General features: G+C 44.4%; 20 protein-coding genes. 8 read left to right on the top strand and 12 right to left on the bottom strand.

Going from position 1 to position 23342, the window contains the following annotated elements:
• Nucleotides 1-60 precede the first annotated feature (60 nt).
• From ISR87_04100 to ISR87_04070, 7 genes are all read right to left on the bottom strand, one after another.
• Nucleotides 61-1434: an LptF/LptG family permease gene (locus tag ISR87_04100; GenBank protein MBL7024616.1), complete on the bottom strand. Its 1374-nt coding sequence runs from the start codon at nucleotides 1432-1434 to the stop codon at nucleotides 61-63.
• Between the two features lie 110 nt (nucleotides 1435-1544).
• Nucleotides 1545-2360, bottom strand: coding sequence for an SDR family NAD(P)-dependent oxidoreductase (locus ISR87_04095; protein ID MBL7024615.1), 816 nt, complete (start codon nucleotides 2358-2360; stop codon nucleotides 1545-1547).
• An 11-nt stretch (nucleotides 2361-2371) separates the two neighbouring features.
• Complete coding sequence (locus ISR87_04090) at nucleotides 2372-3313, bottom strand: aldo/keto reductase (GenBank protein ID MBL7024614.1); 942 nt, start codon at nucleotides 3311-3313, stop codon at nucleotides 2372-2374.
• 216 nt (nucleotides 3314-3529) lie between these two features.
• The gene (locus tag ISR87_04085; GenBank protein ID MBL7024613.1) at nucleotides 3530-4423 is read right to left on the bottom strand and encodes a hypothetical protein; all 894 of its coding nucleotides are present in this window, start codon (nucleotides 4421-4423) and stop codon (nucleotides 3530-3532) included.
• A 40-nt stretch (nucleotides 4424-4463) separates the two neighbouring features.
• Nucleotides 4464-5384 carry a diacylglycerol kinase family lipid kinase gene (locus tag ISR87_04080; GenBank protein ID MBL7024612.1) on the bottom strand — a complete coding sequence of 307 codons (921 nt, stop codon included), beginning with the start codon at nucleotides 5382-5384 and terminating at the stop codon, nucleotides 4464-4466.
• Nucleotides 5385-5390: 6 nt separating this feature from the next.
• Nucleotides 5391-6713, bottom strand: a complete 1323-nt coding sequence (locus ISR87_04075; GenBank protein ID MBL7024611.1) for a TldD/PmbA family protein — start codon at nucleotides 6711-6713, stop codon at nucleotides 5391-5393.
• 57 nt (nucleotides 6714-6770) lie between these two features.
• Nucleotides 6771-8201 (bottom strand): TldD/PmbA family protein, encoded by a 1431-nt coding sequence (locus tag ISR87_04070; protein MBL7024610.1) that lies wholly within the window; start codon nucleotides 8199-8201, stop codon nucleotides 6771-6773.
• Nucleotides 8202-8383: 182 nt separating this feature from the next.
• Between ISR87_04070 and ISR87_04065 the strand changes: the two genes are divergently transcribed.
• From ISR87_04065 to ISR87_04055, 3 genes are all read left to right on the top strand, one after another.
• Nucleotides 8384-9274 (top strand): diacylglycerol kinase family lipid kinase, encoded by an 891-nt coding sequence (locus ISR87_04065; GenBank protein MBL7024609.1) that lies wholly within the window; start codon nucleotides 8384-8386, stop codon nucleotides 9272-9274.
• On the top strand, nucleotides 9271-10002 hold the full coding sequence (locus ISR87_04060) for a 1-acyl-sn-glycerol-3-phosphate acyltransferase (GenBank protein MBL7024608.1): 732 nt from the start codon (nucleotides 9271-9273) through the stop codon (nucleotides 10000-10002). Before ISR87_04065 ends, ISR87_04060 begins: the two co-directional genes overlap by 4 nt.
• A 158-nt stretch (nucleotides 10003-10160) precedes the next feature.
• Entirely contained in the window at nucleotides 10161-11540 is a 1380-nt protein-coding gene (locus tag ISR87_04055) for a transglutaminase domain-containing protein (GenBank protein MBL7024607.1), read from the top strand.
• Between the two features lie 28 nt (nucleotides 11541-11568).
• Here the strand turns inward: ISR87_04055 and ISR87_04050 are convergent, their stop codons facing one another.
• From ISR87_04050 to ISR87_04030, 5 genes are all read right to left on the bottom strand, one after another.
• Nucleotides 11569-13494, bottom strand: coding sequence for a diguanylate cyclase (locus tag ISR87_04050; protein MBL7024606.1), 1926 nt, complete (start codon nucleotides 13492-13494; stop codon nucleotides 11569-11571).
• A gap of 128 nt (nucleotides 13495-13622) precedes the next feature.
• A complete protein-coding gene (locus ISR87_04045) occupies nucleotides 13623-14921 on the bottom strand; it encodes a hypothetical protein (protein ID MBL7024605.1) in 1299 nt (432 codons plus the stop codon).
• A gap of 89 nt (nucleotides 14922-15010) precedes the next feature.
• A complete protein-coding gene (locus ISR87_04040; protein MBL7024604.1) occupies nucleotides 15011-16453 on the bottom strand; it encodes a hypothetical protein in 1443 nt (480 codons plus the stop codon).
• An 83-nt stretch (nucleotides 16454-16536) separates the two neighbouring features.
• Complete coding sequence (locus ISR87_04035) at nucleotides 16537-17538, bottom strand: patatin-like phospholipase family protein (protein MBL7024603.1); 1002 nt, start codon at nucleotides 17536-17538, stop codon at nucleotides 16537-16539.
• Nucleotides 17539-18288 carry a S1/P1 nuclease gene (locus tag ISR87_04030; protein ID MBL7024602.1) on the bottom strand — a complete coding sequence of 250 codons (750 nt, stop codon included), beginning with the start codon at nucleotides 18286-18288 and terminating at the stop codon, nucleotides 17539-17541.
• A 649-nt stretch (nucleotides 18289-18937) separates the two neighbouring features.
• Here ISR87_04030 and ISR87_04025 point away from each other — a divergent pair.
• The 5 genes from ISR87_04025 (at nucleotide 18938) to ISR87_04005 (ending at nucleotide 23307) form a co-directional block, all read left to right on the top strand.
• A complete protein-coding gene (locus ISR87_04025) occupies nucleotides 18938-19648 on the top strand; it encodes a hypothetical protein (GenBank protein ID MBL7024601.1) in 711 nt (236 codons plus the stop codon).
• Between the two features lie 45 nt (nucleotides 19649-19693).
• Nucleotides 19694-20563: a 4Fe-4S dicluster domain-containing protein gene (locus ISR87_04020; GenBank protein MBL7024600.1), complete on the top strand. Its 870-nt coding sequence runs from the start codon at nucleotides 19694-19696 to the stop codon at nucleotides 20561-20563.
• Nucleotides 20560-21798, top strand: coding sequence for a polysulfide reductase NrfD (nrfD, locus tag ISR87_04015; protein MBL7024599.1), 1239 nt, complete (start codon nucleotides 20560-20562; stop codon nucleotides 21796-21798). Before ISR87_04020 ends, nrfD begins: the two co-directional genes overlap by 4 nt.
• A 6-nt stretch (nucleotides 21799-21804) precedes the next feature.
• A complete protein-coding gene (locus tag ISR87_04010) occupies nucleotides 21805-22500 on the top strand; it encodes a hypothetical protein (GenBank protein ID MBL7024598.1) in 696 nt (231 codons plus the stop codon).
• A 99-nt stretch (nucleotides 22501-22599) separates the two neighbouring features.
• Nucleotides 22600-23307: a hypothetical protein gene (locus ISR87_04005; protein ID MBL7024597.1), complete on the top strand. Its 708-nt coding sequence runs from the start codon at nucleotides 22600-22602 to the stop codon at nucleotides 23305-23307.
• Nucleotides 23308-23342: the final 35 nt, after the last annotated feature.

Genomic DNA, 23342 nt, shown 5'->3' with positions numbered 1-23342 from the left:
TAAGCGTACAATTTGAGAGCAATATAGACGGATACCCCACTTATGTAAATGCTTACTTTGTCAAGTTTTTTTACTTCGCAGGATTTTCCAATTCTGAGGATTTAAAATGGTCTTTAACCAGAGAATATTGATGACGGTCCTTTCCCTGGAAACCTGAAAGCTGATCCAAAGTCCAACTACAGCCATAATAACGTTTGGAGCCCACATGGCAATCACAGGATCCAGGTATCGGCGATCAGCCAACTCCTCACCAGCAATCAAGGCCGCCCAGTAGATGAAGAACATACCGATAGCAACACCAATGGTACCGCTGGATTTGCGGGTCATGATACCCAGAGGTACACCTACCAACACAAACACGATGCAGGTAACTGCCATCGCGTATTTCTTATGAATTTCAACGAGATATTTATTGATCTGTTTTAAATAGCTATTTAGAAGGCGCTCCTGGCTCTCAAGTTTATCGACAGTGCGATTCCAAACCCTGGTTCTGGCTTCAGTGGGTGTGTTTTCCTGGACGGGAATACGCTTGATCGTATCCATCAGCGCAATCATATCCACCAGTGAATCACCATTAAAGAGTGGACTTTTTAGCCTGATGCTATTCATTCTCTCAATGGTTCGATTAAATCTCTCTTTGTTCTCTTCAATCCTGGTGTACATCATGGCTGGCGTCATTTCACGGTCTCCCCGAACCGCGGATTCACGACGCTTCAGCTCAAGGTTATTTACCTTGACGGTAAGACGGGTTGAGTCAAAATATTCACGTTGATAATCATCCTGTTTGTCCAGATCCAACAGGTGCTTTTCACCGTTGTAAAGGGTAAAGATGATCTGACCACCAATGGTTTCAGTGCGACCCGTTTCTGCAAAAATTGAGACCTGTTCTCTGAGATCGCTTTTGGAGAATATGACGACGCCGCTGAGACCTTCTTCAGTGACCTCATTAACACGAATGTTGTAATCGGGAAGATCATCGATGAAGTATCCCGGGACGATGTCCATATCGGGTCGTTTTCGATAGATATCTGATCCGAGAAGTCTGGCGCGATGGTTCACATCAGGAAGAATTGTGGTATTGAAGTAGAGCGTAAAACTCCCTACCAGAATGGAGAATACCAGGGCTGGGGCCATAATCCGGGGCAATGATATCCCACCAGAGCGCATGGCGGTTACTTCATGATCTGTGGCGAGGCGTCCGTAGGCTAAGAGGACGGCCACCAGGACTGACAGTGGTATGGCCAAAGCCAGGATCCAGGCCAAATTCAAGATGATATACTCCAGAATCACCCAGATGGAGAGACCCTTGCCTAATATTCGATCCATGGCCCGAATGATGAAATTCACCAGAAAGATCATGGTCAGGACCAGCAGCGAATACATAAACGGGGTGAGTAATTCCCGAAAAACGTATTTATCTAAAGTCTTGATCATCGTTCAAGTATAGGAGGGATTGGCGGGGAGTCTATAAGAAAGATGATACTCTTCATTATCATATATCCCACCAATGAGGTTAATGGTTTGAGAATCGTGTCTATTCCCCCTTATTCAGGGGTATTTGTTTCTGATTTGCCCGTTCGGCCAGATACTGCCTGCTTTCCAAATGTGAGACCTGCTACCCAGTCATAAAGGAAATCCGGTGAAGCCTTTATCAAGTGGATGAGCACAGCCATTTGCCATGGAAAAGCGAATCGCTTCCTTTTTCGTTCAATTGCTCTTCGGATTTTTTGACTGGCGCGATCCACATCCATGAGGAGGGGCATGGGAATCACATTCCTGTCTGTCAGGGGAGTTCTCACAAAACCAGGCCGAATATCAGTTACAAAAACGCCTGAGGGGCGCACAGAGAATCGGAGAGATTCCAAATAGGAAATCAGGGCAGCCTTGGTTGCACTGTAAGCTGCAGAGCCTGGAGCACCTCTAAAACCAGCAATACTGGAAACCCCTACAAGATGCCCATGTTTAGCAATGACCATGAATTTTGCGAAAAATTCCAAAGTTTGAGTTGCAGCCCGGAAGTTTAAATCAATTACCTGATTCAGAACTTCAATATTCTTATCACCAGGATATTTCATTTTGCCACTCCATCCTGCGTTGGCAATGACTAGATCAAAACCACCTGACTCCTCCTGGGCAACCCCAAGTGCTCTTAGAAAGGCCGGTTCGTCCGTGGCATCACAGATCAGAATATGGACTTTTCCACCTGCTTTTTGAATTTCTTCTGCGAGACTGGTGAGTTTGCTTTCAGATCTTGCCAGGAGCCACAATTCCGCCTCTGATTTGCCATAATCCAAAGCCAATTGTCTCCCGATACCTGTACTGGCACCCGTGATAAAGATTTTTTGGTATGTATTTCCCACATTCCCCTCAGTTATTTCAGGGTGACCTCAGGCATATCCGAAGCACCACAATTTTCTCTGACCTGATCAGGTGTTTTTCCCCCGGGAATAGATACATGGCAGGCTGGATGAGAAATTCCAAAACGTAAGGCAATCTGAGCCGGGCTCCAATCCGAATAACGGCTATATAAATTTTCCATGGACTCCATTTTAGTCAAATAGCTATCCAGCTTATCAGCATCCAGATTAAAACGGCGATGATCATCACCTTCAAAGACACGCTTCCGATCAAATTTCCCACTAAGCAGTCCAAACAACATGGGAATGCGCACGATAACGCCCACCCCATATTTAATGGCTTCTGGGAAGAGCAATTTTTCAGCCTTGCGCTCCAGGAGGTTATAGCGAACCTGGATCACATCCAGCAAATCGTGGTGTCTTTCAAGGAGGTATGCTTGCTCAGATTCCTTAAATGATTGGATGGAGAGTCCTGCATGTTGAATCTTGCCCTGCTCCTTCAATCTTGTCAATGCTTCCCAGGGATCATCCCACTCGAGCTTTTCAATATCGGGACTATGGAGTTGCAGGACATCCAGGGTTTCCACGCCGAGGCGTTTGAGACTCTTCTCCGCTGCCTCGATGAGATATTCCTTTTTATAATTCTGCTGAATGGCTCCATAGCCATTGTCTGTTTCTTCGCCTGCATAGTAAAAGTCATTGCCTGCTTTGGTGGCAATGATGAGATCACCTTTTCCCCGTTCTTTGATAACCTTAGCAATGAGATCCTCTGAATGGCCAAAGCCATATACATCTGCTGTGTCAATAAAGGTGACACCTTCATCCAGGGCTGTGCGAATTGCTTTTAGTGAAACCTCATCATCTGTGGGTCCCCAGTTCATTCCACCAATAGCCCATGCTCCAAATCCAATCGTGGAAACTTTGGGTCCCCGCTTACCTAATTTTGTGTATTGCATTAGTTTTTTCCTATATTGTGCATTCAAATTGCATTCTAGTCTAGTCTATTACCAGGCCTGAATGGTTTGGGCTAAAGCCCTGAAATATTGATTTCCATACCCCCAGCCTGAAGGCTGGGGTAATTATGAGTTAAAAAATAGTTCTTAATTACCCCGTCTTTTAAGACGGGGATTGCGACGAGATCAAACAAAGCGGGCTTTAGCCCAACACACGGTCTACTCAGTGACCGAACGCATCAAATCTTCTATGGCACCTGGAGTTGACATGATTTTGGAAAAGGTGGTCATGGTCAAATCCGGAAAAGCCAGAGCAATCCTGTAGCGACCATGCATCATGACAGCAGTATTACCCATCAGCAGAATTTCATAAGGTAGGAACGCTGTATGTTTGGGTGTGCTGATATCAATAATAGGCAGGAAATGTTCTTCACCGTTTTCACCACTTAGGGCAATACCATACAGTTTCAGCTTCTGACCAGGAACTTCATAGGCATAGACCTGCTCGGTATCGCCACCCTTGGAAAGCTTGGATTGAATAATGCTTTTTCCAACCTCATAACTTGAAAATTCTGTAAGTTCAACCACATCCTGGAAGTATTCCATACCGAACATGTAGTGGTACTTGCGGATATCCTTTGGCGTCATACCCTCTTCTGCACCAAAGGCTTCATCCTGTACCGTACCCAAACCAACCATGGCCTGCTTCAGCTTTTCCTGAACCAGGAGAAATTTATCTTCAACGTCTGAAAAATTCTTCTGGAAATAGGCATTTCCCAGGTAGATGGGGTTTGTATATGAAATATTTACTGTGTCATTTTCAACAGTCAGACCTACCCGTAAGGCGGCAGCAAATCCCGTTAATCCACCAATTGCTTGAACTGATTCAATCATCTCAGGGGAATTAACAATGAATACCCATCTCATTTCGTCCAGAGCAGGTTGGTATTGGCCTAAAATGGTAAATCCGGCAGCGCTAAGAGCCTGACCAGTTTTGTCACGAACTACATCAAGGGTTTCAGTGCTTTGTGCTCCCATGGTATATGGCTTTAGCTCTTGCCCAATCAGCATACTGCTCACCAAAACCATTGCCACAATAAATAAACGTTTCATCAAAATCACCTCTGATACTATATGGTTATTGCGCAATCTATCAATTAAATCTTGTATCCGCTGACCAATTTCCAATGATCTCTATGGCCTTTGGAATTAACCTCACCTTAAATGCCCTCTGAACAGGATCAAATGACTCACCATCTATATGGGCCGGTATGGGGCGATCACTTTCAATGGTCAACTCTTTGGTCTGGTACATTTTAACCTCTGGGACCGTATCTATGGTGCCATCATATAGTTTTGGGAACACCTGTAGGATTCTGAACCTCGTGATGTTCTGCAAATAGCCCACATCAAATACACCATCATCTAATACCGCCTTGGGAGTGAGCCTTAAACCCCCTCCGACATTCCAGCCATTTCCAATGCTCAGAAGAAAGACCTTCTCATCGATAACAACATCGTTGAATTTGATTTTAAGGGGCATCCTCCGATAGGTCAGATAGGTACCTCCAATAGCTATAAGGTACTTTGGAGTACCATGGAGAAAGGGCAGCATTTTCCCTATGTCATTTGCTCGACCTTCAAAGCCAAGACCCATAACATTGATAAAGCGTCGACCATTTACTTCACCCACATCAATATTTTTGGCATCGTGTGCCAGCAAAACATCGACTGCAGCCTCCAGATCGCCTATGGGCAATGAACAACTCCGCGCGAAATCATTCCCAGTACCTATGGGTATAATTCCCATTGGTTTGTGAAGATCTGGCATGCCATTTACGATTTCGTTTATGGTTCCATCCCCTCCCACCGAAACAATGACATCAAATTCGGAGCCCACTTCTCTTACCAATTCTGTGGCATGATCACGTTCTTTTGTGAAGTGGAATTCAAATTCTGCATGGCGTGCTCGCATGAGGCGTTCGATATCGGGCAGAGCCTTCATGGTTGAGCGGCTCCCTGCTTCAGGATTGACTATCAGTAAATAGCGGTGTTTAGATGTGGATTTTGGCATAGGCACCTATAAGGTTAATGAAAATGATTTTAACAACATCCCGGGACACACAATGGCACTAAGTTCTCGTCCGTCATAGGTCCCCACATCGGGGTTGATATGCAATTTCTCAGTTACTGCCTCCAGATTTTCACCGAGGAAGCTATAAATACTGTCATCAAACCGCATATTCTCAATAGGAGCCACAATTTTACCCGCTTCCACCCAGAAGCAGGCATAGCGGGTCATACCGGTAATCCGTCCACCGATCATGTCGCTCCAGTTCAAATAATGGAGGTTTGAGAGATACACACCTGTACCCAGGGCTTCCAGAACATCAGATTCCCTTAGTGAGCCAGCTGCCATTGAAGGAGCCCGCATGCTCTCACCTTCTGACGCATAATTTGATTCGACACCATATTCTTTGGCAGTCCTTGTACTTACCAAAGTACCTGCAAGCTCACCCCGGTTGATCAGATCAGTCTTTTCTGGAGCCACTTCCCCATTTCCATTAAAACGAGGGGCAAAACCTGAGCTAAAGTCTTCTGAGAAAGAGAACAGAGAACTCAATTTGACATTTTCATTGCGCATTTTTCCCAAACAGCTTTCACTCTGACGAATGGCAGCCTCAGAAACACCACCCCATGAAAACATGGAGAGAATGTCTGAGACACCTGCTGCTGCGATAAAAGTCCTGTAATCGCCAGGTTCAATCTTTTTGGGTGGCAGTGACATGAGTTCCAACTTGGTAATTGAATCAGCCAGGAATGCCTCATAGGCCGTCTGATCCCATTCTGTGCCGGCAAAAGTGGCTTTCACCATTTTTTCTGAAGGGGTAATGAGTGAATAATCCAGGGAGAATGAATCTGAGGCAAACCAGTGATATCCACCAGATGAATTGGCACTGCCCTGATAAACTCGACCGGAAGCCCAGATACCTGTTAGATCAACATCGCCCATGGGAGGTAACAGGATACCAGGAATCGCATCAGCGTCAGGCAGATCGCCTTGTTTTTCACTCCGACTGGTTTCCGTGCTTTCAGGTAGAACCAGATATGGATCTTCTGGTAGCTGAACCACCTCTGCCCTTAATCGTTCTAATTCTCCCCGTGCTCTGCTGAGATCTTCTTCAAGGCCACCAGAAAGAGAGATGCTGCCAGTGGTTCTTCTGCCATTTAATATGAGATTAAAACCAAGATCAGCCTCATCAACATTGCCTATTTGTCTGACCTTAGCTGCATTGATGCGAGTAAAGGTCGATTGCTCGCCTCCAAAACTCAGCCCCAGACATTCACCTTTTCGGAGCTCAGTCATAATTGTCTGGTTAATTTGTTTAAATAATTTTTCCATTGGGTACCTCAATAAATATTTTCAGCTATCAGAAATGTGCGTTCTCCAGTAGAGCTCTTAGGCTCCACCAAATATCTCCACACCTTCAAACAGACATAATGGGCTAGCGTGTCCCACGCGAATGATCTGGTTGGGTTCGCCTTTGCCACAAAATGGAGTACCATATATTTCAAAGGTATCTCTATTGCCCAGCATTTTCAGGCTACGCCAGAATGGGTTGGATATGGCTCTGTAATTTGGATTCTTAACCGTTTTGGTCAGTTTCCCGTTTTCAATGAGCTTGCCATATTCACAACCAAACTGAAATTTGTTTCTATAGTCATCAATGGACCAGGATCGATTAGAGGTCATAAAGACACCCTTCTCAACAGAAGCAATCATTTCATCACTGGTTGAATTGCCTGGTTCCAGGTTGAGATTGGCCATTCTATCAATGGGGGCTCGGTTCCATGAGCTGGCCCTGAAATTAGCAACGCCATTGATTCCTGAGCGTAATTGACTTTCCTTGCCACCCAAACCGCGAATCAGGAGACCTTCTTTGATAAGAAACTCTTTCTCGGCCTTCAAACCACCGTCATCATAGGCATAGGATGCAAATTGATTCTCCACATAAGGATCAAAAGTGATGTTCATGAGGGGTGAACCATACTGGAGCTTGCCAAAATCTTCCAAACGGACAAAACTCCAACCCGCATAGTTGCGCTCATCACCAAGGATTCGATCAATCTCCAGGGCATGACCCACACTTTCGTGAATTTGAAGCATCATCTGGTCAGGGGCGAGAATAAGATCCATGGTGCCAGTTGGACATTCTTCGGCAGTAAGCAGTTCAACTGCTTCGGCACCGATATTACGACAACGTGCCAGGACATCAGCCTCATTGAACACTTCCATACCTGCCTGGTAGCTCTTGGCCAAGAGACCACCATCTGTCCGTTTCTGGGTCACACTGCCTTCATGGGCAATGGCAGAATAATCTGCAGAGACCATGAGGTATTTCTGATCAACATCGCTTCCATTGGAAGAGACAAAATGAGATTCAGTGTCCACGGTACGAGCCATGGCATTTGTAGTGACCACCTTATCTGAGACTTTTAATTCTGCAGTGGCTTTAATGAGCAAATCAGATAACTCACCTGGTGAAAAGGCATCGGCGGCTGTTTGAAAGGGTGAGCTGTAGCTCCCCTTTGCCACTGGTCGTGCCTCCACACCAAAAGAGTGCAGACTATATTTGGTTGCTGCAGTCGCTAATTTAACAGCTCTCTCGGCAGCAGCCTGTATACCTGGTTTATCGAGACGGCTGGTGCCATAGTAGGCGAACTGACCATTCACCAATACTTCTACCATCACACCTTGCTTTGATTCTCTTGCATTGGCTTCTGGTTTCCCATCCCTTATCAGTCGAAATCCTGTATTTTCCTTTACATAACGTAAGCCGATCCAATCGGCTCTTACGTCAATACCAGAAAGTATTTGATGTAGATCCATTATATTTCCTTCGTTTAAATCAAGCTTGCTTCATCAGAGTTGATTGAGCCATGAAAACTAAATGAAGAGCCCTCCACAATCAAGTCCTGCCTCAAGTCATCTCAGGGAATTATCTGCAAAAATCATACGCTTTTTTAACTATATTGATTCGACCACATTGTAATCAAACAAGAGAAGAATCTATGAAAAACCTCATCATTTTCAATCCATGGGCAGGTCATGGACACGCTGGTAAAATTTTACCTCAAATCGAAGCATATCTGCATGAAATCGATTTTGACTACGATATTCTAATTACAGAACATCAGGGCCATGGAGTGGATCTCACCAGGGATGCAGATTTTAGTCAATATGGTGGCGTGATTGCAGCTGGCGGTGATGGTACCCTCTATGAGGTCATCAATGGCTATTACCGCAACGACTCACCAGTCCGTATTCCCATCGGTGTTTTACCTGTTGGAACAGGCAATGCCTTTGTAAGAGATATGGATTTGCACCATCACGACTGGAAGCCTGCACTCGATATTATTAAGACCGGTGCAACACGGAAATTTGATGTAGGACATTTCACAACAGAGGGTAAAACCTATTACTATTTGAACATACTTGGTTTGGGTTTGGTTGCGGATATTGGAGCCACAGCCCTAAAGATGAAAGCACTGGGGAATATTTCCTACACGCTGGGGAGTCTTTACCACATTTTAAAATTAAAGCCCTTCAAAATCAAAATGGAAATTGACGATCAAGTCATCGAGAGGGAGAATGTCTTTGTGGAAATTTCCAATACCCGTTACACGGCGAACTTTCTCATGGCTCCGGCTGCAAAAACCGATGATGGTCTGCTTGATGTGACAATTCTCGGTCCAAAAAGTAGAATCGGCCTCATCAGGAGTTTCCCAAAGATTATCACCGGAGAGCATATCCATATGAAAGAGGTCGAATGCTTTCAGGCCAGCCATATTCGAATTGAAACAAACATCCCCAAGATTTTGACACCAGATGGAGAACTCATGGGATCTACTCCCCTGGAAGTGGATTGCCTGAAGCAGGCAATTGAGGTCTTCTGGAAATGAGATCATTAGCATCCCTCTACTATTGGGTGGTTGGCTGGGGTTATTATGGACCCGTCCTGCTAATTTTATTTTTTCGATCCTACTTTCAAGCGCCACGAACCTATGATTCATGGATTAGACGTCGCACTTTAACTCTTTTCAAGCTGTTAAATTGTAATCCACAGATTGAATATGCAGAAGCTCTGCCTGAGGGGGAACCCCTCATTTTCATGGCCAACCACAGCAGTCTCATCGATCTACCGCTTTTAAAAGCCGTCATCCCCCAATGCTATGTGGGTCTGCTGGCAGAGAATCATACCAACTATTTTCTATATGGATCGATGGTGAAACGGATGGGAAATATCCCCATTAAAAGGGATAATATTCGTAGCTCATTGAGAAGTTTTAATAAGGCTAAACAAGCGCTTGAGAAGGGCTTCCAGGTTGTCGTCCTACCCGAGGGTGGAAGATCCCCAACAGGCCAGCTTATGCCTTTTAAGCGGCTGGTTTTTCGATTTGCCAAAGAGAGTGGTGCTCATATTGTACCAGTATCATTTTCTGGTGTTTTTAACATGAATAATAAGAATTCCTTTCATTTAAACCCGAGTCCCATCGTCGTTCGATTCGGAAAACTTATCCGGACCGATGTAATAGCTAGCATGGAACTGGAAGATATCATGGAAGCGACCTATCAGGAAATACACAAAGGATTGGAGCCATTCGAATCTGGAGAGGCAATGGAGCAATAGGTCATGTTTTTAACCCGATAAGCTACATTTTAACTTGAGGTACAAACACCAGGGGGTTAGAGATGTTCAATCCAAAAATAATGTTGATGCTGGGATTCGCTGCAATTTCAATAGGTGTAATAAGCCATTGCCACCCCCAAAGCATAGTTGAGGATCCAATGAATTATTCAGACCAGATAAACGATGCAATACGAAATGGTGAGTTTGGCACTGCCAGTCAATTGATTGATCAATATCTTGAAGTTGGCAATCTCTCAGAAGAAGATCAAACGTCCTACGTCTTTGAAAAAGAGCGACTGCGACGCATCAGGGCTGATTTTACAGCAACCCCTGATGAAGTGTTGGAATATGTCAAAAAATATTATCCAGAAGTAACACAAGCAGACATGGAGCGATGGGAGGCGGAAAAATCTCTGGAATTTATGGTCATTGATGGCAAAAAGTTTTATTTCGCCAGGGCTGCCCGCAATCTGTTCCGTATTGATTCCAAAATGAAATTGATTTGGCAGAAACAACACGCTGAGGATGAGATTACATCTGGTTCAGGTGCCAAACTGGATCTGGATGATCATAACGCCAGGATCATCAACGCAGCAACTATAACAAAAAATATATTTGTTGAACCAAAACAAATACATATAAAACAGAGCGTGGTAGTCCAGCCAGATGTAGTCCCAGCTGGTGAGATGATCAAATGCTGGATACCCTACCCCCGCTACATTGAGGGTCGTCAGGAGAACATCCACATAATTCAAACCTTTCCAGGTAAACATCAGCTAGCGGATCCATACGCTCTCCAGCGAACCGTTTATATGGAAAAACCGGCCAGAGCAGGACATCCCGCCAAATTTACTGTCGAATATGAGTTCACCTCCCATGGTGTTTTCCAGGCGATTGATGTTGAACAGGTCACCCAACTCAAAGACAAAGAAAGTTTGAACAAGTATCTTGAAGAGGAGGCTCCCCATATTGTCTTCACAGAAGATTTGAGAACTCTGGCCCGGGAAATAGTGGGGGATGAACAAAACCCCTATATCAAAGCTCAACTCCTGTTCGCCTGGGTAGACAATAATACACCATGGGCATCTGCCAGAGAGTATTCCAGTATCCCCTGCATTCCTGAGTATGCCCTCCAGAATCATCATGGGGATTGTGGTATTCAGACCCTGTTTTTCATCACCCTCTGTCGAATCAGCGGCATCCCGGCTCGCTGGCAATCCGGTTGGGAACTGCAACCACCGGATGACAGTATGCACGACTGGGGTATGATATATTTTGAACCCTATGGCTGGGTTCCCATGGATGTCACTTATGGATTACGCAAGAGTGATGACCCCCAACTCCGCTGGTTCTATCTCAGCGGCATGGATAGTTATCGCATCATTTTTAATGACGATATCAGTCAGCCCTTTGTCCCTCCCAAACAACATTTTCGCTCTGAGACTGTCGATAGTCAACGTGGCGAAGTGGAATGGTCAGGTGGGAACCTGTACTTTGATAAATGGGAATGGGATTTTGAGTGGAAAATTCTCGAATAGAGAAATTCGGAAAACTTAAACCGGGCTTCTATTCCTGGTCTGATTCTTCAGTCAGATTTTGCTCGACCCTATTCCGACCATTGCCCTTGGCCTGATAAAGCGCTCTATCAGCGGCTTCCAGTAAAACAGAGGGATGGCTTCCAATGTCAGGGATGAGTGTAGCTACGCCCAAGCTAAGTGTTACCACCTCTGCCATTGGTGAGGATTTATGCTCCATATTTAAATCAAACACATTCTTCCTGACCCGTTCTGCAATCTGCATGGCTCCCAGCCCACTGGTTTCTGGTAAAACCAGACAAAATTCTTCACCCCCATAGCGGGCGGTTAAATCACCAGGTCGGTTAACGGTATCCTTCATGGCTTGAGCAACACGAATAAGGCACTCATCACCCCCCTGGTGACCATAGGTGTCGTTATAGAGCTTGAAGTGGTCGATATCGGAGAGAACCACGCTGAGGGGACGTTTTTCACGGAGCATCCGTTTCCATTCGCGATCCAGTTCTTCATCCAGACGGCGGCGGTTGGCTATGCCGGTTAACCCATCAACTCGGGATAATTCTTCCAGACGCTTGTTGGCAATCTGCAATTCAGCTGTTCTATCCTCGACCAATTCCTCAAGGTTTTCTTTGTGCTTAAGCACCTCATGTTCAGCTGATTTACGACTCTCAATTTCAGCCTGATAGGCTGTATTGGTTCGCTCAAGTTTGGTACGCTGGAGATCAATAGTGGCATATGCTTTTGAGAAGCGGATTGAAATCAAGAAGGCCTGGGTTAAAATAAAAATCAACAATCCCAGTGAAATGAGATGCCCAGTATGAAGAACATTGGCAACATAAAGAATATCATTCATAAACGTGACCACAATGGACAGAAACCCCACCAGAACCATGGTAGACCCTTCTTCACCTCGGATGAATGCCAGGACAAGACCATATATGACGTATAGCATGACCAAAAGACTAAAAGGTTGGAAGTACTTGAGAGAGGATGAGAAGGTATCAACTGGGGTAAATAGTACCAGGAGAACAAAAAGTATGGAAATGCCCACTATAACCTGACCCAAACGCTCGCTGAGTTCATCGGGGAATTGTAAACGAACAAAAAGATAGAAAATCGGGATGCCGGTAAAAAAGGTTAGATACTCAATTTTGACCAGCATTTGCCACGAAATAGATGGCCAGATTTGATGGATAAAAATTTCACCTGTGATCAGGGTTCTCAAACCGATGATCAGGCAGAATATCCCAAAATAGAGGGCTGCGGTTCCACGGGTACTCAGTGAGAAGATGCCGAGGTGATAAATGCCCATGACAAAAATGGTACCGAACATAAACAGCGCCATGGCGACTTGTTTCTCACGGTATTCATAAATTTCCTCAGTTGTCCCAAAGGTGATAGATTCCCAAAGCCCGCCCAAACGATGATCATAATTTGATACATCAACTCTTAGCGTCAATTGATTGGACTGGCGTCCTAGATTGTAAATTTTTGGTTCATACAAGGGCCGGGACATAGCAGGATCAACAGAATAGATTCCTACACTTCCCACAAGATCTTCATTAACAAACAGATTATAGGCTGTGCCTGCCGTGCTGAATTTTATAGCATAGGATTCAGATTTTTCAGGGATGAGAATTGTGAGGAAATAACTTCCAGCACCATGTCCTGGGAGCTTAATCCCATTGTAGCGATAACCCTTCCAGGAATCTGGGACTTCAATATTGATATGGTCATCAGATGAGGCAATAGCTGTGGAACTGGTGTCCCGCCAAACAAATCTCCATTCCCCGTCAAGATTAAGATGACCGATAAATTCATGGTCCCTTAGATCAAGAATTCCATTTTGGGCAATGGGTTTTTTGCCTGCATTACCTGAACAAGCAACAAATAGCACTGCCAGAAGAAATATAACAATCCCAGATTTTGTTAATGGCCACAATCTTTTTGTAAGCATGTGTCCCCTTTAAAAGTCATCCCGAATTTCAGGTATTAGCTTGATGAAAATAGGTGCCAAACGTACACGTATCAAGGTCTTATCTCACTAGAAATCGTGAACTAAGATAACATTTTTGTATAAATCCTTCATCTCGTTTTGAAGTAAAGATAGCTATTGGCGGCCAGTCGTCCCGACAAAAACGCCGCCGCTGCTGCAGTCACACCAATTGCTGACAAATGAATAATACCTATATAGAGTACGGTAATAATTGTTAAGACTTCGATGATGGTGGCATTGGTAATGGGGCCTGTCTCTCCAGCTCGAACCAGGATGGCTCGCTGCATGGATATCAGCACCGTTGAGGCAGGAAATAAACCCATGATCAACAGGGGTGTCAGGGCTAATCCAGTCAACTCAGCACTTAGCCCACTCACATTTGAAAACCACAATCTTGACAACGGTGTGATCGCTGTAATTATGAGGGCCGAAGCAAGTGCTAGTCCCAGGAGTGCAGCAAATTTATATATCAATCTGTCGTTCTCTTTACTGGACCCCAACATGGTGATGGCAGCTTCCTGAAATGAAAGTCCAATGCCCCTGAACAAAAATACGAATGAACTCACCACCGGTAAGACAGCCAGAGATTCCAGAGCCATGTTGCTCTTACCAATAAAGAAAGTGATCAATGGGTGAACCCCGAGCGTCAGTATTGATGTCAGAGCAAGTGGGTAATAGAATTTATTGATGAACTGGAAGGTCAGTGGCAAAGCAGATTCCGCCTGTTGTTCCTGTGGATCCTGTGCGGATTTAAACCTGCTTAAAATTGGTCTGACCATTATTCTGGTACTTATGGCTTCCATGGTTACCCCCGCCGATAATGCGGCGGTACCGATATATACACCGGGGAGTTTAGTGAAAATAAACAAACCCAGAGCAGTTGATGCCATGGAAAAGAGACGGATGACTGTTCCATAGGCTACACGTCTTGTGGCATGATTGCTGATCAATACGCCTTGATAGAATCGTCGAAAACCAATGGCACCAGGCCAGGGCAATAAGATGATGGTGCCTACGTGGGTTAATTGTGCCACATTCTCAGGCAATCCAATTAAGTCAATAGTAATAAAAAAGAATATCTTAGGTATGATAAGAATGAGCATGAATACCGTAATGATGCCATTCAATATCCAGGTGTATTGGCGGAGTTTTCGCAGTGATTTGTAATCTTTGACCAATGATGTGGAGGCCGTCATCATCATGATAACCGGTGCTTCCACTATGAGGGCAAATGAGAAGGCAACGCCGTAGGCAGCCAGGTTGAATTTCGGGTCTACAAGACGGGCAATAATGGCTGCAATAAAAGGTCCCTCAAGGGACATCATAAGCCAGGTCCCTGCAAGGGGTAACCAAAACTTGAAAATTTTTCTGGCAGTCAGTTGTTCCATACTACGATCAATCTAGACCAACCTGGTAGGTTTGTTCAATATACTTTTAATTGAAACGATAACTATTCAACCTGAATTAGCTGAAAAATCTATTTGTAGTGAAATTCGCCTACAAATATGGATTGAGGTTTTAGCATCAGAGTAAACACATAACTGTGGTTTGCTCCGTCGAATCGGGGTTTTAATTCTAATTCTTCCGTTTCAATTATATCTTTTTTCCCCTCTTCGGGAGGTAATAAACCAGGTGAATAGTGAACCGCCGCACTACTGATTTCCAATTTGCGATCCACTCCCTGCAAATTTATCTGGATTGATTTAGCCTCCAGACTTTCATTTAAAACGGTAACAATAACTTCATCCGGATTTTTGAAAGTCAGGGCATTTAATCCATCCTGGGTGGGATCAATGGTTGCTACGATGGTAGCTCGCTTGGGAACCCGTTTCATGAGCTGTGATAGCAGAGAAAAAACAGGTTTCTCACCACCATTGAGGTCCAAAAGTCCCCAGGACCTTTTTTTGTATTTCACATCGGCAGGGGCGTCATATAGTTGATAGAGAAAAGGTACGACTTGCTTATGTTTTAATAAGTCCAGGGTATTTGAATAGACCCGCAGCGCGTATGGCAATGTGAAAGTTGCACTATAGTAATAAGTTTCAAATGTATTCAAGTTGCCCAGAAGGTCATATTGATTGGGATCTGGATACTGGATATCGTTAAATTTTGTCTCAGAGGTGGCAAATGAGGTAACCATCAGAGGTTTTCTTGATTCGATCCTGTCCAGATATTCAAAGAAACTTCCAAATGCAGGACCGATCTGTGCACCTTCAATCGTATTTTCCCAGCTATGTACTGTCCAAAATGGCAGGATATCAAAACCAGCCTGATCAAGATCCATATACCAGGTTTCCAGGTCCCCGGCAAAAGCAGGTGAAGAGAGTCCCGGTCCCAGAATAGCAACATCTTGAAAATCCCGAAGATCAAGCTCGGCGCGGGTGGCATGAACCAATTCGTTAAACAAATCGGAGTTAAGAGCCAGGGAATCACCTCTCAAAATATCCGGGGTATCCAGTAGCTCAATATAATCTGCTGGAACATCTTGATAGAGCAGCTCATCAACTTCCTCAGCCCACCAACCTGCAAAGCCTTTCACATCAACCAGTCTGCCATAATCATTCAGAAATTGAGCAGGGATGGCATCCAGACTATAAATCCATTTGACCCCCAGGCGAGATGTGGAAGCACGGAGCGCCAGAATATCATTCCAGTTATCGTCTTCACGTTTGACACGGATATATCTGATATCCAATTCATTAAAGGTTTGGAGGACTTTCATCCTGCGACTGTAAAAACTGATAGGAACATTAGCGCCAAGACCTTCAAAGGGACCAACTTCTTTCTGGAGATCAAATTCAATAGGGATGTATTCACCCTTTTTACGGGTTCCAAAAAAACTGCATGACCACATCAGACTCAGTATGAAGAGGATGATCCATATCTTCATTGCATGTTTGAAGAAGGGAATTTTTCGCATGGATTTAATTTCTACTGACCATTGACTGAGTCAACTAAAACCTGAACATTTGTTGTGAATAACATTGCTACCAGAAAAAGATTCTATTCTTTTTGTTTGGCCAGTTCCAGTTGCAGGATGGTTTCTTTATAGCCCTTTTTAATTGCTATCTCTGCTTCAAGAAAATTCCACGCTGATAAGCCAGTGCTGACATTGATAATCATATTGGGATTGGCCAACTCCACTTGATTAGCTGCTATTAATGACATGGATAGAATGACTGTTTCATGGGCGATTTCAACCATATTGGGCTTCCCTGCCTGGTACCAGGCTTCATCAGCTTTTGGGAATCGCCAGGTGGAGCGGCTATTTTTTAATTGATTGGCATTCATATACTTGAAGGCAGGCTTAGCCAAATGCTCCTCAGGAAAGGCCAGTACATTTACAGCAATGATATAGTCTGCCCCCATGGAACGGACAACATCAATGGGGACCGGGTCAATCATGCCACCGTCAACCAGAACCTGATCATTAATAGCCAGGGGGTTGAAAACAATGGGAATGGACGAGCTGGCCCTGGCTGCGTTGGCCAGATTTCCCTCATTGAGGACAAATAGGTCACCTTTCAGGATGTCAACCGTTGTGGCTGAAAAGGGAATGGCCAAATCTTCAATGTTCTGATGACCGTATAATTCATCCAGAAAAGCATGAATTTTCTGACCATCAATAAATCCACGAGCAGGAAAGACAGGATCGAGGAGATTTAAAACATCTAACCAGTCACTTGTCAGCGCTACTTTGGACAAAGAGTCCACACTGAGACCTGAAGCATAACCACCTCCTATAATGGCGCCCATGCTGCTGCCGGCAATCATATCAATTCGTATACCTGCTTTTTCAAGAGCATCCAGGACACCAATATGGGCGAATCCTTTGGCGGCTCCGGCTCCCAGTGCTAGACCAACAGTAAAATCCTGTTCCGCTTTCCCTTGAAGTACCAGTTTGAATTTTTGGTCCAGAGAGGATTCTGGGGATGCACCGTTTACCGACCCCCAGATAGCCAGCGAGGCAACAAACACACAAATAGTTCGGTGCAAAACTGTCATTTATTTAAAGATATCATTAAGAATTGCAGCGAGATGAAATCCACCTTGAAGCAAGCGATCCTCCATGAGCTCCCTATTCTTGTATATATAGGGCCAGGATAATTTTCCATCTCCTATATCATAAACCTGAGGATGGACTCCCCGGGATGCGTGGACAAAGCCCAGAATGTCTGGATCCAGAAGCTCTGCCTTGCGCTCTGCAGTCAAGCCAAGTTGAATCTGTTGAGCAAATTCAGTATAACTGTATTGCATATGATCGATCATTTGTGAATCCCACACCCTGTGCAGATTTGTTTCATCTCTGAACCAGGTGACCTTCACATCATTCCCACCCCTATCTGTGCCATTCCCAACATGCAAGGGTTGGTGGAGATCTCCAACGATATGGACGATGAAGCGGAGGACATCCTTTTGGTCTTTTTCATCCAGCATACCTTTCTTAAGAAAATCTGTGAACTCAGATACTTTTTGGACAGCTCGACCTCCATCGTCTGGTCCCCTGTATTCCAGACTATCCAGAACCGTACAATAATGCCAATCGTTGGCATGCTTCCAGTCAGGATCAGATTTGATCTCATCTGCCCAATTGGCAATTCTGGCCAGGTCGGTATGACCAAAAATTTTTGTGAGTTCAGTTTTGGCCTCTGGTGATAAATTCTCTTCAGCAATTATACCAATTACTCTATGGCCGGTTTTCCCCCAACCAAGTAGAACTGTTGCAGTAAGCAGAATGATGATGAACTGTCGCACGTTGAGCTCTCCCAAATATTATTATGGCTTTCAATCTAATGTGATATAATTCAAACTCATTAATAAATCCATGGTGGGGCGCTTGATTTCGTGTTTGAAATTATGATCTCCCAGGAGCTGGTTCTCCAGCACCTCTGGAGGAATTGGAATCAAAAATATTAAGCCCGGAAGCCTGTTTAGTATTTCAACACATGGAGGGTATTACGGATAGTCGTGATTCATTTCATTAGCATGACAGTAGAGTTTTTCAACAGCCAAAGCCAGATGGGTTGAGATGACCTGAAGATTAATAAATTTAAGGTGTATTCGCCTCCTGTTGACAGTCATTAATAGTTATATGAATATTTCCTGGGAACCACATTAAGTATGTTATCCACATAATATTCAATAGCTTATATCATTTTCCATTGATTTCAGATTGTGTTGAATATATCTACAGGTGTTGACTCTCTCATCACAGTTCAAAAAGGGTACTCCTTACGGTTGTTTGAATGTATTCAGATTGTCTGATGAATTATGCAACACTTTGGGCAACGATGCTTTTCTCTTGTGTATGGTTGTAACATTCTGTTTTAATTTCTCTTAAGCGTCCTTCTTTTTACTGGCACCTCTCTTGAACTAATAAAGGTGAACTAAAAAGGAGGTTCACATGGTCATATTATTTGTCGTATTGTTTGTTGCTATCGCCATCACCGTCACCTGGTATCGGGGTGTACTTCGTGATCGCGCCCTCAGTCTTTCACCTATAGTAAAAAAGCAGGCATATCAATTCAAAATGGAGAATTTGAACATTCCTGCTGGAATTTATTTCAGCCCCACTCATAGCTGGGCACATATGCAAACCAACGGTCGCGCCAAAGTCGGCGTGGATGCATTTCTGCATGGCCTGACAGGCGTTCTTACTAGCATAGAGGTTCCAGAAGAAGGAGCATCCATCAAACAGGGTGATCCCCTTTTCAGCATCTTGCATGAAGGAAAAAAGCTGGTCATCTCTGCACCAGTATCTGGCAAAATCAGGGGGATCAATTTCGAGGCGCTTCAAAACATGCGTATGACTCATCGTGATCCCTATTCAACTGGCTGGCTGGTTGAAATGGTTCCCAGTAACTGGGAGCTTGAGACCAAACGCTTATATCTCGGGCAACAAACAACAACCTGGTTGAAGGCAGAGTTAGCGCGTATTCGTGATTTCTTTGCACACTCTTTCGCTCCCCCGGATTCTGCAAGTGGTCTTGTCTTACTGCAGGACGGTGGGGATATCGCTGAAGGAGCACTGGCTTTTGCTGGTACAGGTCTCTGGGGCTCCTTTCAAAAGCTCATTCTTGATCAAGCTAATCTTGAGCTCAAAGCAAATACTTGAGCTTCTTGTATGTTGAATATTTCCCTATAGAAGAGAGGATATAGTATGTCATTAGATCGACGAGAATTTCTAAAAACCCTTGGTGTCGCTGGTGCTAGTCTGGGTGGTGTATCTGCATTAGGCAAATCTAAGCCTGAGCCTCAATCTGAAGAGTTTTATGCTATCCTGCACGATATCACGCTCTGTGAAGGTTGTCAGGAGTGTGAGTTTGCCTGTGCCGCTGCCAACGGCTTACCTGAACCTTCTGATTACCCGGATAGTGCAGTAAAGCGAGAATTAAAACCAGATCAATACTCTGTAATCAATGCCGTGGAGACCAGTGTTGGCGAGGTATACACAAAGCAGCAATGTATGCATTGTGCCCAACCTGCCTGTGCCTCAGCCTGCCTAACCAAAGCAATGGAAAAGCATGTGGAGGGACCCATTACCTGGGATGGAGACAAATGCATGGGCTGTCGTTTCTGCATGCTCTCCTGCCCATTCAATATGCCAAAATTCGAGTATGATAGTAATAATCCAAAGATTGGCAAATGCCAGATGTGCTTCTCCAGACTGACTGAAGGCGAAATTCCAGCCTGCGTTGAGAATTGTCCTGCAGAAGGCCTTATTTTTGGAAAACGTAGTGAAATATTAAGGGAAGCTCATCGCAGAATCCTGAATGACCCCAGCAATTACGTCGACCATGTGTATGGCGAGTTTGAAGCAGGTGGAACCTCCTGGTTAAACATATCTCCTGTTCCCTTCGAGGAGCTTGGGTTTAATACCAGTATAGATCACAAACCATATCCAGAGCTAACCAAAGGCTTCTTGTACAGTGTCCCGTCTGTATTCGTGCTCTGGCCTGCCCTCCTATTAGGATTAAGAGAAGCTACAAAACCCGAACCTGGTAAAGATGAGACGGAGGTGGAAGAATGAGCGAGCACATTCTTGACAAAGATCTACAACCAAAAACGAGTCGCTGGAAATTCTTGTTAGGTGAGTTAAAGCCAAAAGGGAAACTGCTCACCCCTTTCAATATTATCTCTGTACCTGTCATCCTCCTCGGTCTGGTATTGATCATTATCCGGTTCTGGAAAGGTCTATCCTCAATTACCAATCTTTCACAGGATGTTCCCTGGGGTTTATGGATAGGTTTTGATGTGGTCACTGGAGTGGCCTTTGCCGGTGGGGCATATGTGCTCACCTTTATGGTTTACATCCTCAGAATGGAGAAATATCACTCAATTGTAAGAGTCACAGTCCTCAATGGTTTCCTGGCATATTTATTTTATGCTGGAGCGCTTTTACTTGACCTGGGACGTCCCTGGAATGTCATTAATCCCATCATTGGAAATTCTTTCGGGACCAGCAGTGTGCTCTTTTTGGTAGCCTGGCATTTTATGCTTTACATGTTGGCAGAGCTCATTGAATTTTCCCCGGCAATTGCTGAATGGCTTGGAGCTGAACGAGCGCGTAGGATACTCAAGAGCCTTACCATTGGAGCCGTAATATTCGGGATCACCCTTTCAACCCTTCATCAATCAGGGTTGGGGGCTCTATTTCTCATGGCCAAGGGCAAGATTCATCCGCTGTGGTATTCAGAATTTATTCCTATCCTCTTTTTCGTATCGAGTATTTTTGCTGGACTCTCTATGGTCATCTTCGAAGGTTCAATTACCCACCGTGTTTTTGCTCACCAGTTGGCAAAGGGTAGTCATAAAAGCCATAACGACATACTGCGTGGACTTGCCAAAATATGTTCGGTGGCAATGTTTGCGTATTTGTTTTTGAAGATTCTGGATCTGGTCCACGGTCATCATTTGAGTCATTTGCTCACATCCTGGGGAGCCTGGTATCTTGTTGAAATAATCGGCTTTGTCATGATACCCATGTTTCTTTTTGTCAGGGGGGTCAAAACGGGTGAGCCCTTCATCATAAAATTAGCCTCACTCATGACTCTTATCGGAATTATCCTGAACAGACTAAATATATCAGTCATCGGTTTTAACTGGATGGCCGTAGATCGTTACATACCTACCTGGATGGAATTCGAAGTCACCTTTGCAGTCCTGTTCCTGGAGATCTGGATATTTCGCTGGGTTTTACATCGCTTACCCGTGTTACGCCCAATAGAAGAAGTTGTCAAATCCCAAAAAATTAAGAGGAGTTAATCAATCATGGATGGATTTAGCTATCTAAATATATTCTCTACAAAGGGTGTTGAGTACCTCATCGTCATCGGCTTTTTTATTGTTGTTATTCCCTTCTGGCGATTGCTCAAGGAAACTGAAATGCCAAGGCTTTCCCTTTCTGCAATTCGCTTACCCCGAGGTGTTTATTTTGATGCGACCCATACCTGGGCGTATCTGGAAAGGGCCGGAAAGATCAGAGTTGGAATTGATGATTTTATAACTGCGCTCACAGGACCGGTGACCCTAAAACTCAATAAACACCGTGGTGAAACCATTAAACGGGGTGAGCATATAGCTACCCTGATGGGAGACGATAAAAGTCTAAAAATTTACTCACCCATAAGCGGTACTTTGAAATCTATCAATAAATCAGCCCTGAAAATTTTTAGTAAGCGTACAAACCATGAGTTTACCGAGAATTGGCTGTTTGATATGGAGCCCAAGCGTTGGGACATGGAAAAAACCATGCTTATTCTGGGTGAGAAAGCTCAGGAGTGGATTAGAAAAGAACATGCCCGACTCCGCGATGTACTCGCTTTTGCAGAGCTCAAATACAACCTGAATACTCAACCCGTCCTGCTCCAGGAAGGTGGTGAGATAGCAGACCAGGTACTTGAGCCAATGTCCTCTGAGATCTGGGAAGAATTTCAGAGTGAATTCATTGATGCTGTAAAAAATTAGCACTACAGGTCACTGAGCTATATTTTTTTGGGGGAGCCTTCAGGGATCACTCCCGGCTCCCCTCCAGAATTGACAAGTAAATATGCATGCGGAGCCACAATGGACACAAAAAAATGCATCTGGATGGAAGCAGGGTCTGTAGACTATCAACTCTGTCCATTAAATCAGAATTGTGATCTCTGTGATTTCCATAAGGAAATGATGAGAGGTTGCCGTACCAGGGTTCCCCAGAATAATACTTCAGGAATAATGATCCGAAATCCTGGTGAATCTGTTGCTGAATTCACCCCTGGACTCCAGTACATCAATCGCCATTTCTGGTATAAGCGTGTGAGTGAGCGCCTAATTCGACTTGGGATTGATAGCTTCCTCTGGCACTTGTTTGCCTCAGTGCACAAAATCATTACCCCGGAAATAAGAACCAAACTGATTGAAGGTCAATGTTTCAGCTGGCTGCAATTGGACGATGGCATCATCTACCTGCGTACACCGGTTTCAGGGCAGATCATCCAATCAAATCCACTCTTTCTAGCTCATGAACTTTCGGATAGTCATCTCTATCTCACACCAGCGAAAGATCTCTGGTTTGTGGAATTGGAATCGTCTGAACAAACCACCCGACTGGAATGTCATCCCAGGGATGAATACCTCTCCCAAACTCGTTTAGACCTGGAAAAGTTGAATGTGCTTATTCAGACTCAGACGGATGAGAAACAGGTTCAACTCACAAGAAAATTCCAGATTCCAAAAAATGAGCTCTCAAAATACTTACTGGAAATCAGCGACAATCATGCCTACATGTGCTAGCTGGCACATATTCTGCACCCTTGATCAGACGACAC

The sequence above is a fragment of the Candidatus Neomarinimicrobiota bacterium genome, from assembly GCA_016784545.1.
Taxonomy (GTDB): domain Bacteria; phylum Fidelibacterota; class UBA8477; order UBA8477; family JABMPR01; genus JABMPR01.
This window is presented reverse-complemented; position numbering and strand designations above follow the sequence as displayed.

Excerpts from the sequence above, each read along its gene's own strand:
- ISR87_04100 (MBL7024616.1), bottom strand. The coding sequence starts at position 1,434 with ATGATCAAGACTTTAGATAAATACGTTTTTCGGGAATTACTCACCCCG.
- ISR87_04090 (MBL7024614.1), bottom strand. The coding sequence starts at position 3,313 with ATGCAATACACAAAATTAGGTAAGCGGGGACCCAAAGTTTCCACGATT.
- ISR87_04085 (MBL7024613.1), bottom strand. The coding sequence starts at position 4,423 with ATGAAACGTTTATTTATTGTGGCAATGGTTTTGGTGAGCAGTATGCTG.
- ISR87_04080 (MBL7024612.1), bottom strand. The coding sequence starts at position 5,384 with ATGCCAAAATCCACATCTAAACACCGCTATTTACTGATAGTCAATCCT.
- ISR87_04075 (MBL7024611.1), bottom strand. The coding sequence starts at position 6,713 with ATGGAAAAATTATTTAAACAAATTAACCAGACAATTATGACTGAGCTC.
- ISR87_04070 (MBL7024610.1), bottom strand. The coding sequence starts at position 8,201 with ATGGATCTACATCAAATACTTTCTGGTATTGACGTAAGAGCCGATTGG.
- ISR87_04065 (MBL7024609.1), top strand. The coding sequence starts at position 8,384 with ATGAAAAACCTCATCATTTTCAATCCATGGGCAGGTCATGGACACGCT.
- ISR87_04060 (MBL7024608.1), top strand. The coding sequence starts at position 9,271 with ATGAGATCATTAGCATCCCTCTACTATTGGGTGGTTGGCTGGGGTTAT.
- ISR87_04055 (MBL7024607.1), top strand. The coding sequence starts at position 10,161 with ATGAATTATTCAGACCAGATAAACGATGCAATACGAAATGGTGAGTTT.
- ISR87_04050 (MBL7024606.1), bottom strand. The coding sequence starts at position 13,494 with ATGCTTACAAAAAGATTGTGGCCATTAACAAAATCTGGGATTGTTATA.
- ISR87_04045 (MBL7024605.1), bottom strand. The coding sequence starts at position 14,921 with ATGGAACAACTGACTGCCAGAAAAATTTTCAAGTTTTGGTTACCCCTT.
- ISR87_04040 (MBL7024604.1), bottom strand. The coding sequence starts at position 16,453 with ATGCGAAAAATTCCCTTCTTCAAACATGCAATGAAGATATGGATCATC.
- ISR87_04035 (MBL7024603.1), bottom strand. The coding sequence starts at position 17,538 with ATGACAGTTTTGCACCGAACTATTTGTGTGTTTGTTGCCTCGCTGGCT.
- ISR87_04025 (MBL7024601.1), top strand. The coding sequence starts at position 18,938 with ATGGTCATATTATTTGTCGTATTGTTTGTTGCTATCGCCATCACCGTC.
- ISR87_04020 (MBL7024600.1), top strand. The coding sequence starts at position 19,694 with ATGTCATTAGATCGACGAGAATTTCTAAAAACCCTTGGTGTCGCTGGT.
- nrfD (MBL7024599.1), top strand. The coding sequence starts at position 20,560 with ATGAGCGAGCACATTCTTGACAAAGATCTACAACCAAAAACGAGTCGC.
- ISR87_04010 (MBL7024598.1), top strand. The coding sequence starts at position 21,805 with ATGGATGGATTTAGCTATCTAAATATATTCTCTACAAAGGGTGTTGAG.
- ISR87_04005 (MBL7024597.1), top strand. The coding sequence starts at position 22,600 with ATGGACACAAAAAAATGCATCTGGATGGAAGCAGGGTCTGTAGACTAT.